At 42.4% G+C, this 12,639-nt stretch carries 12 protein-coding genes; 1 reads left to right on the top strand and 11 read right to left on the bottom strand.

Going from position 1 to position 12,639, the window contains the following annotated elements; all coding sequences use genetic code 11:
- Positions 1-77: 77 nt before the first annotated feature.
- A complete protein-coding gene (locus ACKKE8_RS16235; RefSeq protein ID WP_409179042.1) occupies positions 78-767 on the top strand; it encodes a DUF4241 domain-containing protein in 690 nt (229 codons plus the stop codon).
- Between the two features lie 1,083 nt (positions 768-1,850).
- Here the strand turns inward: ACKKE8_RS16235 and ACKKE8_RS16230 are convergent.
- The 11 genes from ACKKE8_RS16230 to ACKKE8_RS16180 form a co-directional block, all read right to left on the bottom strand.
- Positions 1,851-2,186 (bottom strand): hypothetical protein, encoded by a 336-nt coding sequence (locus ACKKE8_RS16230; protein WP_409179041.1) that lies wholly within the window; start codon positions 2,184-2,186, stop codon positions 1,851-1,853.
- Positions 2,173-2,484 (bottom strand): hypothetical protein, encoded by a 312-nt coding sequence (locus ACKKE8_RS16225; protein ID WP_409179040.1) that lies wholly within the window; start codon positions 2,482-2,484, stop codon positions 2,173-2,175. Before ACKKE8_RS16225 ends, ACKKE8_RS16230 begins: the two co-directional genes overlap by 14 nt.
- A 40-nt stretch (positions 2,485-2,524) precedes the next feature.
- Positions 2,525-3,019 (bottom strand): competence protein CoiA family protein, encoded by a 495-nt coding sequence (locus ACKKE8_RS16220; protein ID WP_409179039.1) that lies wholly within the window; start codon positions 3,017-3,019, stop codon positions 2,525-2,527.
- 210 nt (positions 3,020-3,229) lie between these two features.
- Positions 3,230-5,296: a serine hydrolase domain-containing protein gene (locus tag ACKKE8_RS16215; protein WP_409179038.1), complete on the bottom strand. Its 2,067-nt coding sequence runs from the start codon at positions 5,294-5,296 to the stop codon at positions 3,230-3,232.
- A 602-nt stretch (positions 5,297-5,898) separates the two neighbouring features.
- A complete protein-coding gene (locus ACKKE8_RS16210) occupies positions 5,899-6,933 on the bottom strand; it encodes an alpha/beta hydrolase family protein (protein ID WP_409179139.1) in 1,035 nt (344 codons plus the stop codon).
- A gap of 414 nt (positions 6,934-7,347) precedes the next feature.
- Positions 7,348-8,139, bottom strand: a complete 792-nt coding sequence (locus ACKKE8_RS16205; protein WP_409179037.1) for a MerR family transcriptional regulator — start codon at positions 8,137-8,139, stop codon at positions 7,348-7,350.
- A 471-nt stretch (positions 8,140-8,610) separates the two neighbouring features.
- Positions 8,611-9,552 carry a PhzF family phenazine biosynthesis protein gene (locus ACKKE8_RS16200; protein ID WP_409179036.1) on the bottom strand — a complete coding sequence of 314 codons (942 nt, stop codon included), beginning with the start codon at positions 9,550-9,552 and terminating at the stop codon, positions 8,611-8,613.
- Positions 9,553-9,753: 201 nt separating this feature from the next.
- On the bottom strand, positions 9,754-10,350 hold the full coding sequence (locus ACKKE8_RS16195; protein WP_409179035.1) for a DJ-1/PfpI family protein: 597 nt from the start codon (positions 10,348-10,350) through the stop codon (positions 9,754-9,756).
- Positions 10,351-10,501: 151 nt separating this feature from the next.
- Positions 10,502-11,221 (bottom strand): M15 family metallopeptidase, encoded by a 720-nt coding sequence (locus tag ACKKE8_RS16190; RefSeq protein ID WP_409179034.1) that lies wholly within the window; start codon positions 11,219-11,221, stop codon positions 10,502-10,504.
- Entirely contained in the window at positions 11,214-12,299 is a 1,086-nt protein-coding gene (locus tag ACKKE8_RS16185) for a serine hydrolase domain-containing protein (RefSeq protein WP_409179033.1), read from the bottom strand. Before ACKKE8_RS16185 ends, ACKKE8_RS16190 begins: the two co-directional genes overlap by 8 nt.
- Positions 12,300-12,356: 57 nt before the next feature.
- Positions 12,357-12,467: a class I SAM-dependent methyltransferase gene (locus ACKKE8_RS16180; RefSeq protein WP_409179138.1), complete on the bottom strand. Its 111-nt coding sequence runs from the start codon at positions 12,465-12,467 to the stop codon at positions 12,357-12,359.
- Positions 12,468-12,639 lie beyond the last annotated feature (172 nt).

The following is a 12,639-nucleotide window of genomic DNA, read 5'->3' as shown; positions in this document are numbered from 1 at the left end:
AGCATGCAGACGACATCCCACTGGCAAACTATCGTCAGTGGGATTTTATGTAGAGGTTAGAAAAAGGGGATGGAATCATGAAACATAATTGCCCTGCCTTTTTTGAAACGGCATTTGACGAAGGGTATACGATAGAGCAGGATGGCTATTTATATCGGTTGTTCCGCCAAGATATGGGCAATCTTCAGGTGAAAACAGGAAAAATCGTGGCGAATGATCCGTTTGTCATGTTTGAGACGGAACCGTTTGTGGAGATTTTCCCAAAGGGGAGCTTTTCCGTGCAGCTCGCTATCGCGCAAGTTCAATCCCTTTCAAAGGAAGAGCAAACGAATGACGCTCTGGAGCCAGATGAACGGGTAGCATTGGCACGGATTGTCTTCTCAGAGAAACCTGTCGTGTCTTGGAAAATGGCTGTTTGGGCGGAGTCAGATGTGTCACAGCTTGGCGAAGGGGAATTTTTTGGCTACGGTGTGGATGCGGGTACTGGCTCGTTCATGGATGCAGAAGCTTGCGCGCTTTTGGAACGAGAAATGGAGAATGATGAGACGTTCTATGAGACGTTGACGAAGAAAATGGACCAAACGTATAAACACACGCGTAGTTGGGGTCTGATCGATATAGGGGAAGGCTGTAATGTTGCCATGTTTTCAACTGGATGGGGAGACGGCAGCTATGCGAGCTATATTGGTTATGATGCCGATGGACAAATCGCACGTTTGGTAACAGATTTTTACTTGTTGGATTGGATGGGAACGGCTGAAGAATAGAAGTTGGGTAAACGGGGAAGGAAGAGAGAAGAAAAGTTGATAGACGCCAAAGTAGAGTGCCTCCGGTGGCACTCTTTTTATTGGTTATTTTTTCTTATTTCGTTCGAGGTATTGTGCCAGGTTATTTAAGGTATTTTCGTACGATCTTTTTTTCAGTGTAGTGGTGATCGTTTTGGATTTTGGGATTACTTTGGTCATTTGGGGACCTCCGGGCGTTTTTAGTTATAGTGATCTTAATTATAATATATATGAATTTACAATAAATGTAAACATTGTTTTTTATTTAAAATGAATTTTTTTATTATAATGAAATTTTAATGGTAATATGCAGTTTATGTAGATAGATGATCAATGTATTAGTGGCTTTATTAGATGACCAGCTGTTGGTTGTTGCTGTTCATGTCTTATTGTGAAGCTGATAAACATACTGGGAAAGCTCCTTATTTGAGTAATGAATGTCATATGGCACCGACAGATGGGAAAAAACTATTTGTTTTACATCATCTTTTAATTAGATCCATGTACGAATGAGTTTGTGACACATAGCTTATAAAACAGGTGAGTACCCCTTTCAGAAATTATGCATTTCGTTTTGAGTCCGATAATATATATTATGTAAACTCATAAAAAGAGCAGAAATCGGATAGGTGTAAATATCATGGGATTTGTTGTCTAGTGACACAATCATGTATACCAAAGTGACACAATCGTGTATACTAACAGTTCTTTGTGGTTACTGTGACACAAACATGTATACTAAATTTGGATCATTGGTATACTTGTTTGTGTCACAGTTTTAATGATTGTTTACGGACACGAGTGCCTGGCGACACCAACATACCGCTATAACATGCGTGATTATTGCATATAAATATATTGGAGGGTCTTAAAGCCCACAAGTACAAATGTAGAGGTACAATGTACATGTTCTTCTCCTAGTGAATGATTCATTTTGTTTTCAGTTCATGAAATGTAGTTTTCATGAACTGAAATTAAACAAAAAAGAACCTACTTTTTTATGGGTTCTTTTTTGTTTGTCAATTTACTTTATTAAATTCATGTTATTGTTTTTCTAAAAAGTTTTCATTCATTTTTCAATAAGTACTTTTTGATATTTATATGATACGGAGATTTTCTTCTGTAATGTGAGTCCCATTGACCTACTATTCCTCCACCTGAAAAATCCTCCCATACTCCCTCCCAATGCATCTGTAACAGGCTATTTTCCTTGTGGTTATGAATAAGAAAATCTAATGGATGAACCAATTCCTTCAGATCTCCTAAAAACTCAATTAATCCTATTTTGTTTAATTTAAACTTATAATAATGTAGCGGAATTGCAAATTGCTTTCCAAGGATCTGTGCTCGAAATACCCTTTTTAGCATATTATTTAAAAATTTTGTTCTATAAGATCCCATGGAATTCGGCTATCCCTTGTTGATATAGCCATAATTGCCACAGTTGGCTGGGTGTTTCTATTTGCTCTTGCCCTTCCACTGTTAATAAAAATAATCCTGGAAAGCTTTCTGGAGTAAGTTGGTATTTTTTTGTCAAAGCTCGGAAAAGTTCTGATTCTTCGTCCGTTAAATTCTTTAATAAGTTACCTCTTCTGTCCATAAGATTTTGAAAATATACCTTTTGAGCAGCCTTTTTTTGTTTAACTTTCTCTTGTTCTTGTTGTTTAGCTAACTCTTCTTCTGCATGTTTACTTTCCACATAACCCGTTAGATGGTTTCTAAATTTCTCTTCTTGTTGTTCATAAAAATCGTTTAGTTCTTGAATCCATAAAGTTAAACGACTCTCCTGTGATTGAAGCTCTCTGATTGCCCCGGGGCCCTTTTCCGGTTGAATTAAAACTGGATAAGTTACTTGTTATGAATACATCAGGACTAACATCAAAGATGAAACCGTTAAACTTATATAGAAAACGTTCATGTAGTATTACTTTTTTCGTTATGGTATCTAAGTAAAACACACGTTGGTTATCTTGGTAGATTGCATTTTCTAACGGGGATTTTTTCTCCTTGTTTCTGTGTAATACAGAGATCCCTAGCATCCAAAATGCTTTAATTCCAGCTGATTTATATAAATTGTTTCTCTTACTCCAAACGTCTTTAGAGATTGGGGAACATTGAAATTCAATTGCCCATTTTTCACCATTTGGATGGATAACGATTACATCACTACGTTGTTCGGTTTCTTTAACACGATATTCCAACTCTACTTGCGATTCAGGATACAATTCTTTCACGACCAGGTGTCAAAATATATTCATGCTCTTGCACTTCCGCAAGTTTCGTAGCTTCACAGAAGCCTTTCGTGTCTTCATACGCACTGGCTTCTGATTGACCACGCCAAGCATGATAAGTCTCTTCGAAAAGATAATACGCAAACAAACAAGACCAGCAAAACACCTTTTCGGTGTCGTACTGGTTTTGTTGAAGTCCATCTTGAATTGTAGCTAGTTCAACGTGATTGCAAATTCCGAGTTCGGCGTACCAGCAAATACAACCGTTCCATTCTTCGGCAGCTTTACTTTGTTATTGCCGCTTACAACGGTAAAATTGATGCATTCTCCCTTCTCATCATACACCGCGAACGTACTCTTCGCTGGCAACGCCACGGTCATCGTTTTCCCTGCTGCCGCTTCCGGGATCGTAAACCATTTCGCATACCCATTTGCTTGCAGCGCAACTTTGGATGTTTGGCTTGCATCAAGCGGTTTTATGTTGGAACCACTTACGTATAACAATCCGGCCATCTCCATATATTCATTGCCGCTCTCTGTATAGAAATGAGCTTGCGTCGTATCACGACCTGCCATCACGGGGATCTGGAGCTGATGCTCCGCTGTGTTCGGGCCTGTAATTTTTCTGCCGTCCCAATAGCCCGTCAGGCCGTCCTTACGAGTAATTTGTGTGGTTAGCATCTGTTGTGCGAGATATCCACTAGAACTGAATTTCTCGTTCACGAGATAGAACTTGACGCCTTCCCGCTTCGCCCATGCGGCTGCTGTTTCCTTCGATAGAACGTTGTCTTCTAGCTTCTCGGCTAAATAGTGAGTGATCGCATCTTGCCCCAAGCCTGGCGTCGATTTATATGTGCTCTCCCTCAAATACGTTCGTCCATTCTTCTCGGTAACGATGTTGAGCTTGGAGGTACCCTTCTCATTAATAAAGCTTCCATCCTCTGTATATACATATTTTTCTTCTGGCTTAGATGGTAAGAACAGTTCCCCATTCTTCGTAATTTCTATTTTGCAATGACTAACGCTATCGCCATAAAAGCCCGCTTTCTTCGCCACGTCTTGAGGCATCTTAGCCTTGACCGGCTTGCCAAAGGATTTGTTCGGCTTGATGTCCTTAATGGCGCCCTTCTCTTTGAGCGCAGCGAGCAGCAATTCAGTTGCCAGCAGTTGATTTGTAGAACTGTCACCGCCGGATGACAACACAGCCGCTGCCATCTTCTGTTCCGGAAGCACGACCAGTATAGCATGTTGTAATACTGTGTCGCCGCCTTTAGCCAAGCCCTTTATCCCATATTCACTGAATGGATAAAGTTTCACACTGTCCCAGCCAAGACCATAGTTGATACTATTATCTCCATCCCCCGGCCACATTCCTTTTTTATATTCCTCTTGCTCCATCGCCTTGACTGCCTTATCAGAGAGGATCCTTTCTCCCTGTCCCATAAATATTTGTGAGTATCCCACCACATCTTCTGCCGTGGAAGAGATCCCTCCCGAACCAATCGCATTCACCGATTCAATGGGAAGTTGCCCTTGATACGTCGGAATATAAAGTCCAGCCCGCTTATCGTCTTCCCATTTATCCTGCGGCGTTTTCGTATGATTCAGCTTTAACGGTTCTGTAAACCGTTGATGTAGAAATTCAGTAAAGCTCATACCACTGACTCTTTCCACCAAAATCTCGGCCAGCGTAAAGCCGTCGTTGCAGTAAACCGAGAATGCGCCAGGGTCCGCCTTCAAGCTCTGGTTGGACAATTGCCGCAACAAGGTATCATGGGCATAGGTATCATTATCTTTAAATAACATGGTATTACTTGACGAGGAACCTTGCAGGCCGGAGGAGTGGTTCAACAGCATACGCGTCGTAATGCGTTTGTACCGTTCGTCCTTCATCTTGAACTCAGGAACATAATGGACGACAGGAACATCCAAATCGACTTTTCCTTCGTCGACCAATTTCATCACAGCCGCTGCTGTATACACTTTACTGACTGAACCAATCCCGTATTGTGTATCTTTGGTCAGCGGTTGTTTCCCTTTTTGATCATTTTTGCCTGTCTGGCCCGACAAAATTATTTTCCCATTATCAATCAACGCATACTGCACGCTATTCGTCCCATTGGACTTCGTTAGTAGCGCCGCCTTCTCCTCCGCAATCTTCTCCAATCCTTGGGTAGCTGCCACCACAATCTTACTGTTCGGAGCAGCCATTGCGACTGTCGGTTGGATCAGCGTTAGCGCTAATGTAGAGCATAGCACCCCAGCTAGTGTTTTCTTCATAAGAGAGTTGCCCTCCTTTGAAAAGTGATTGATTTCAGTGTTCAGCAATTTTTCGTTCATAGAAAGTTACCTTCGAAAGAGCCCGCCTACTCATTTTCAGCGGGTTTTCCGTCTCACAATTCGTTCTCCTTCAACGAATGTAAGACACAGTGTATACCTTGACATCGTGTCAAAGTCAACCACTGTCTAGCCAATCGAATTCATAGAGTTGTACGTTGCGAACCACTAGGAGTGAATAACCCAGGAATTAAGAAGGGTTTAAAAAACATGGTGGATGATCAAAACATATCATTCACTCGACCAACATTTGAGTGTTATGCAATCAGAATCTATTCAACGTCTCATAAAGTCTAAGGCGAAAGATACGTGGCTTGGTCTACGAAAAACTCTGAGATAATTAAACAAATTTAATACTACTTTCAATATATGTAAACAATGTGACAACCATTGTTTTTACAGTGATTGTCACATTGAAGTAAAGATAACCGCGATTTGTTGGCGGGACCACTAAATTTTCCGTGAAACCTGTAAACCAGCAAGCAAGCTGACTTACGGATTATATTTAGCCCGCATCGGTTCAAGCGCAATCGGTGCGGTTGCCGTCATGACGTTCCCACTGCCGCCGCTTGGGTTTGCGGAAGGTTTTTTAAAAACTGTTCAATAGACTCATGATAAGCGGGTACGGTAATTTGTCTAGGCTTGAATAAGAAAGTCAATGTTGACTTTACTTCCGAAGTAGCGATATCGGCGTGTATTGCGCCATGGTCGGCATCCGGGAAAACTTTCACCGTTAACAACTCCGGTTTGACCATTTTCCGATACCCTTCTTCCGTATTTTTGTAATCCACATTAATGTCGTGTGCCCCCAGCATCAGAAGTACCGGTGTTTTGAAATTGGGTAGGTCATGGGTCGCATCAGATAAAAAGTTTTTCCCAGCAAATATCCATCTATCTTTTGTCATCACTCGATCTTTACGAGCAATTTGTAAATAGTCCTCATACGAAGCGTGTTGTTTTAAGAGTTGGTTCACTTTAAGATCGTATGCCGTTTTCTCTTGAATTTCGGCTTCGGAATATCCCTTCATCTTCATTTCTGCACGTGAATTATATAATCCTTGCTCTATCCAATTAATGGCGGGTGCCAAAAGTATACTAAATGCGATTGGCTCTTCTTTGGCAAGTTTCGGAAGCACCCAGCCTCCTTGGCTCGCTCCCCAAGCCCCAATCCGATTCTCGTCAATCATAGGCTGTTGCCTTGCCCATGCAATCGCCTGTCTCGCTTCTTCCACTCGATCGTCGATAGTTTGATGCTCCCAGTTGCCTTCAGAACCGTTAAGGCCTCGTTTATTTAGAGACAAAGAGGCATAGCCGATGGAAGCCAACTTCTCCCAGAGGGGTTTATAGCCATCCCCATGAGTGGAGTCGACAGGACCGTCGCCGTGAACAAATAACACGAGTCCTAATTTTCCCGTATAATTTTTAGGTAATACAAAAGTGCCGGTCAACTTGCCTTGAGGTGTCCGAATCTCTACATCTTGTTCAACCATATTGAAGTTATGTTGAACCATAATATATATGCCAGTGCCAGCTACCAAAAGAACCAAGATTAGAATGCATGTGAGTATTTTTTTCAAGATACATTGTCCTCTCAAAGTGAATTTCTGTAAGTCCGTACCATGCATTTTATCGAATTTTAAGGCAAATTTCTGCGGCCGGAACGGCCTATGGCGGTTCTGTAGCCTGCATCCGCCAGTACTGACGTGTCTATTCGTCACGAACAACGACGCTGTGCTTGGGCTACCTCGCTGCGCAGTTCGTTCGCTTCGTGCCCGTTCTTATTTTTGAGCGTTTTTTCCCGTGCTTTCAACAGCGCGTTGACCGCCGACGGCAGATCGGGAGTGTCTTGCACCCAGTGGTGGAACTGCCCCTTGTACGGGGCGCCGTCGGGCGATCAGGAATGCCTGCGCACTATTAAAACGTTGACTATACGCTCGCTTGCCCATTCGAATTTTTCACGAGCGAGCTCCTGCCCTGCGATATTTGAACGCCTGTCATGATAGATTTCCCCCTTTCAAATTTGGCATGCTGTTAACCGCAGCCCTTAACTCGTAATGCAATAAATGTTCGGTGAATAAGGACAAGTAAGATTTTTCAACGAGAATTAGAGGTGCTGTTATGACATAAGATTGCGTTGTCGCATAGTTGCAGAACGCTTCTATCATTTGTTCAAGCTCATCATCCTCTTGAATCAGCCTCTGTATAGAAAGATAGTCCCCCGCTGGTAAAGAAAAATCGCCAGGGGCCTGCGCTTCCGTACATAAAGCAATAGTGTCCGATCCATCAAAAATATGATGAATGTCCGCTTCAAACAAATTCGAAATGCTTTTGGTCTGGGTGGCCAGAAGTTTGGCGTCAAGCTTCACGCTAGAGTCCATTTCCATCCAGCGGATTAAATAGGTCGCGTCCCTCCGTTCGATTTGATATTGGTCAAGCTTTGAATGAATGGTATGCTGTTCGTGCAACACTTTCTTGATGAACTGCCGAAGCTCTGTAAGCCGTAGCAACTCCGCCTCCACTTCTTGTAAGGAACGATGAAACAGTCGCCTATACTGATCTGTTGAAAAAGAGGTCATGCATTCCTTAATGGCATGAACTGGCACGCCCAGCTTGCGGAGCAATAAGATATGGGAGAGCTGATAGATTTGTGCGATGCCGTACATTCTGTATTGATTGTCATCGGTATAGGCAGGTTCGAGGACTCCCTTTTCCTCAAAATAACGGATTTGATGAGTCGATACGTTCATCAGCTTGGCCAATTCACTAATCGTAATTTCATGCTTCACAGGTTCCACCCCACTTATGTTTGGCCTTGGCATACGTTCACTCTACACCTTAGGTCAGACCCAAGGTCAAGAACTTCGTTAAAAATAATCCCCCCTCAAATCAATGCGTTAGGAAAACTTTCCGAGAGGATTCTTGATGGGGTACCGCCAACGAAATGACATACAACCTACGACTATATAAAAACTCGATTTCCTGTACGCTAAGGAACTCGAGTTTTTATATAGTCGTATGGAATCTAAAGCAACAAATCTCACTTAATAATCTTCGAGCTTTGCGGGAGAACAGGATTCGGAATTAATAAAGCAGAATCGCCGACCCTTAATGTACAAGGATTCGGTGATTTCGTATCTAAAATATGTCTAAACGCACAATTATTCCGAATTGATATGGTGATCACTTATAGATTCGCCTACTTAAAAAACGCAACCATTTATGGCTACGCTGCTGAATAAAACAAGGGTTGATTATAGTTAGAGTTGTATCCATTTTACGGCCAAATTCGCTGTCGCCCCGCCTACTTGCACTTCCAGCACCTGCTGATCCATCCCAAGCGTCAACTTTGCCTTGATCTCGGAGGGCTGGTTCATCGTGTGGCCTTGCTCAAATCGCACCTCGCCCGCATGACCCGTTCTCTCGCTGCCCTTTCCGTATGCATGGTTCTCATCGCCCTCACTTGGGTTGTACTTTCCGTATTTGCGCAGGTAACAAAGCAAGGCACCATTTGATGTTCCCGTCGCGCTTTCCTCCGGGATGGCGTATAGGGGGGCAAAATTTCTACAGCTGGCGAGCGCCTCAATGCCCGTGTCCAAGGTGAATACGTGGTAGCCGACGACTTCGTATTTTTTGCTCACTTCTATGATTTTTGCAAAGTTGGGCTGGATGTTCTCTAGAATCTCTTTGCTTTTCACTGGCACCATGACATCACGCAAGCCAGTCGACACAATCTGGAGGGGCAGGTCAGTGGAAAAATCATCCACGCTAAGCCTTAAAGAATCTGCGATCTCTTGCTTGTTCACTGTCTCAGAAAAATGCGGCAGTGTCTGACTGAGGAAAACATCCCCGTTTTCGCGTACGTACACTTGTAAAAGTCCGGCTTTGGTCTCCAGGCTGTAGGTTCCAACCCCGACCAAGCCTTGGGAAAACATTACCGAAAAAGCCGCAATCGTCGCATGCCCGCATAAGTCGACTTCATTGTTTGGCGTAAAGTATCTTGCCCTGAAATCTGCGACGGAAGATTCCAGCAAAAGCGCCGTCTCGGAAAAACCGACGATAGCCGCTGTTTTTTGCATCTCTTCTACTGTCATGCTGTCCGCTTGCAGAACCACTCCGGCTGGATTTCCGCCCTTTTCTCCTTTTGCAAAAGCATCCAGCGTGAAAACCTCCACTTGCTTTGCCGCTTCTGTGCGCTCCATGGTCCACTCTCTCCTTTTTCCAGCCTTCACCTTCACAAAAGAAAGAATACCAAAAAACCATTTGCGTTACATTGATATTCTCTCGCGATTCAAACTTCCTATAATATTCAGGCTTCGCATGATCATAGCACGAAAAAATCCTGTACACTGGAAAGTTCAGGTCGATCTTCAACAATCGAGCCCGCTTGTTCAATAATGATTTTAAATGATAACATCGTATTCCATTATTTTAGCGGTTTCCCGAGCAACCTCAATACCTAATAATCGATTCACAATATGAAAGGACATATTGATACCTGCTGAAATTCCACCTGACGTAATTACATTGCCTTCATCTACAAATTTAACTTCCCGTTGTACTTCGACTTGTGGAAATTCTTTTTCTAATCTTTCAAGACTTGCCCAATGAGTTGTTGCCATTTTACCATTAAGTAAACCAGCCTTTGCTAATAGTAAAGCACCCGTACATACAGATGTCATGAGTTGCACCGTTTTCATTTGACTTGTAATCCACTTTATTACATTATCATTATGTATTTCTCGTTCTCTAGCACCTAGACCACCAGGGATAATTAAAATATCGAATCTAGGTATAGTATCAAAACTGTAATCTGGCTGTACCTTTAACCCATTACAAGCAATTACTATGTTCCCTTTTTCTGATACTGTTTCTACTACAAATGGCTGATGACCATTTTCTAATTCTGTGACAGAAAAAACTTCAAATGGACCTGCAAAATCTAAAACCTCTACATCATCAAACAAAAAAATTCCTATTCTCCATTGTCTTTTATTCATATGAGATTCCCCCTTTTTTCAATTTATCTTTGTTTATTCTACAGCGACTTTCACATCCAATCCAAGGAAAATGGTAGATCAATTTCGCCACGCTTCCAGGCCTTTGCATACTCTTCCAAAGAAATCATGGATGCTGCATTGCTCATGTAAATCACCTTCCATCGCTTATTTCACTACAACCGTTTTTATTTGTATGACAAAAGCGAATTTGTTCAAAGAGAGCAGCCGGCTGATTGTAATATTTAGCCCACTCTCTGTCACCGTAGGAGAAATGCCACCACTCGCTGTCCGTCGGGGCAAATCCAGCCTGCAACATGCAATGGCGCAAGATCTGCCTTCTGTGCCACACGTCCTTTTCGATAAACGGTGAATGGACATAGTGGTCTTTACTATTGTCATCCTCTGGCCCCAAGTTCATAACTTCGCCATCCGTTGTGATAAGGAGAACGTCAACAGCGCCTCCGGTCGGATGCCCGGCAACCTCTGGGACAGCAACAAAGCGATGAGCAGCCTCTGTTAGCTCATCGCCTTCCAGATCAGGGTTTTCCGCTTTTAGTTCTGCTTTGTAGTCGTAATATGCTTTTTCTTGTACATCTGGATGGCGATATCCATCGATTACTTCGAGATCGTAATCGGGAAATGTGCTTTTCAAAGCTGCCCGAGCGCTGATCAGCATGTCAACAACACTGGCCCGAACATAGATGCTGTCGCCAGTATATGGCTCCATTTCTTCGTAATTCGTTACTTTTCCTTCAAATTCAGGACCAATTGGCACCAGAGGGTCTCCGTTATCCATGACCGGTATGGAGGAATAATCTCGGTACATCAGAAATTTACTCTCGAGCATCGTGTAATAAGCTTCCTTATTCATAAAAGTCATCCTTTCTATTATGTGAGCACAAATGAGGCTCCCTTTTCCCTAATGCAATTTCTGCGATTCTTTTCGCATACTCTTCAGCATCAAAATCCGCATCATTACTTAATACAACAATAGTCATACGTTCTTCAGGGAAACGCATAAAGTGTGAACTGTAGCCAGCCCAACTTCCAGAGTGTTCCAAGTATTGACAATCAAAATCTTTGCCAAGCGACACGCCAAAAGCATAATCTTCATCATCAATAATCATCTGACCATCTGGAGAAGTTTTCGGGCCTACCTCAGCGATTCTCTTAACAAGGTCTTTCCCACCTACCGTACCTGAAGTGAAGTTTTGTCCCCATTTTACCAAATCTTCCACATTTGAATGGACGGCTCCATCGCCCATATGTTCCCATGGGCTTTCATAGATTTCATATGCCCCTTGCTCGTTCTTCAAGTAGCCACGAGCAACTGGGAAGTTTGTAGGATAGCGATCCACGAATGCTGTGTCGTTCATGTGTAAAGGTTCAAAAATACGCTCCCTCGAAAATTCGCGAAGGTTTTTTCCACTGGCTTTTTCAACGACTAACGATAATAAAAAGTAACCTGTATTACTGTACTCAAACTTTGTTCCGACTGGAGATGTTGCCATTTGATGGTTTTCAAGATGCTCCAATGATTGTTCAGGAGTTAATTTATCTGTATCTTTATAATTCGCTTGTTCAGCTAACTCCATATAATCTACTAATCCACCAGTGTGATGAATGAGATGCCTTAGCGTCACAGGTTCAGCATATGCACCAAGAGTCGGTACATACTTTAAAATCGAATCATCCAGATTCAATTTCCCATCCTGCTCTAGCAGTAAAATGGCAAATGCAGTGAATTGTTTGGAAACGGATGCGAGATTAAAAATGGTCTTTGTCGTTATTGATCGTTTGTCTTTTATTGAATCTAAACCTACCGCTCCTTTGTATGTAACACCATCGTCAAAATTCACGATATAAGCACAACCAGGTTCATTGGTTGAGAACTTGTTAAATAATTGGTCAAGCTCTGCCTGTGTTGTTTGATAGTGTGTAAGATTCATATATATTCCCTCCCTTTAGGATAAACTCCGTACCGTACAACGTTTGTAATATTATTGCTAGTTATTGGCCGCTCGTTTTAACATCGCATCCGAGAAATCTACACCAGTAACATGAGATGCCTCTATCTCAATCAAAGCTTTTGTGTAAATGCCCCCTCCATAACCGATATCTGAAATTTGCTTGTTTATTAGGTTTTAGGTTTTCATTCAATGACACATCCATGATCGCATTATAAACCTTCACATAATGTGAAGCTCAAGTCCATTTGCATTTTTTGATTATTCGGACATGTTTAAAACCGGATCTGCACAAAATGCTCCGCCCACTGATTCAGTTATT

Source organism: Brevibacillus fortis, from assembly GCF_046196545.1.
Lineage (GTDB): Bacteria > Bacillota > Bacilli > Brevibacillales > Brevibacillaceae > Brevibacillus > Brevibacillus fortis_A.
Note: the sequence above shows the minus strand (reverse complement) of the source record. Positions and strands in the feature narration are given on the sequence as shown.

Bases quoted from the DNA above. Each gene is read 5' to 3' on its own strand.
- ACKKE8_RS16215 (WP_409179038.1), bottom strand. From the start codon at position 5,296: ATGAAGAAAACACTAGCTGGGGTGCTATGCTCTACATTAGCGCTAACG.
- ACKKE8_RS16190 (WP_409179034.1), bottom strand. From the start codon at position 11,221: ATGAATAAGGAAGCTTATTACACGATGCTCGAGAGTAAATTTCTGATG.
- ACKKE8_RS16230 (WP_409179041.1), bottom strand. From the start codon at position 2,186: ATGGGATCTTATAGAACAAAATTTTTAAATAATATGCTAAAAAGGGTA.
- ACKKE8_RS16195 (WP_409179035.1), bottom strand. From the start codon at position 10,350: ATGAATAAAAGACAATGGAGAATAGGAATTTTTTTGTTTGATGATGTA.
- ACKKE8_RS16235 (WP_409179042.1), top strand. From the start codon at position 78: ATGAAACATAATTGCCCTGCCTTTTTTGAAACGGCATTTGACGAAGGG.
- ACKKE8_RS16200 (WP_409179036.1), bottom strand. From the start codon at position 9,552: ATGGAGCGCACAGAAGCGGCAAAGCAAGTGGAGGTTTTCACGCTGGAT.
- ACKKE8_RS16185 (WP_409179033.1), bottom strand. From the start codon at position 12,299: ATGAATCTTACACACTATCAAACAACACAGGCAGAGCTTGACCAATTA.